The following is a 515-nucleotide window of genomic DNA, read 5'->3' on the forward strand; positions in this document are numbered from 1 at the left end:
GTCTTAACCTTAAAACTTGGAGCAGTCCATTGTCCTTGCTCATCATAACCTGCACCACCACCAAAATAGGTTGCAAGTTGTTCGTTCAGCGAATAAAGCTGACCACCCGTAATCGCATCCGTTGATTTAGCGCTAATCTCACCATTTGCAAGGAACGTAATTCTACTGTTTTCTTGTGTCCTGACAGCCTTGCCTTTTTCTTCTTTACTCTTTTCATGACGTGCTACAAAGGCATTAGCTTTATCGTTCCATAATAAAGCATCACCTTTAACTTGCTGAGTAATATTCGTTATGTTTTTAGTAAGTTCGTTAAACTTATTTGTTACATTATCATTGACATTCTTGATATTGCTATCAAGCTGGCTTTTGTTAACAGCGTCATTATTGTTCTTTGCTTCCCCAACACCAGAAAGCGTCCGGTCTTCTTTCTTACTGTTGGCAATGTTGATTTCACTACCTTCTACTGCACCTCCAATAGTGAGACGATGCGTTGTTTTGTCTTGCTGAACAAAGCT

Annotated in this window: 1 pseudogene; it reads right to left on the minus strand. The window is 39.6% G+C overall.

The annotated features are described in order from the left end of the window. Positions 1–515, minus strand: a pseudogene (locus ACFINC_RS11925) (hypothetical protein); the annotation flags it as partial.

The sequence above is a fragment of the Bartonella sp. AP58NXGY genome (assembly GCF_042195785.1).
In the GTDB taxonomy this organism is placed as follows: Bacteria; Pseudomonadota; Alphaproteobacteria; order Rhizobiales; family Rhizobiaceae; genus Bartonella.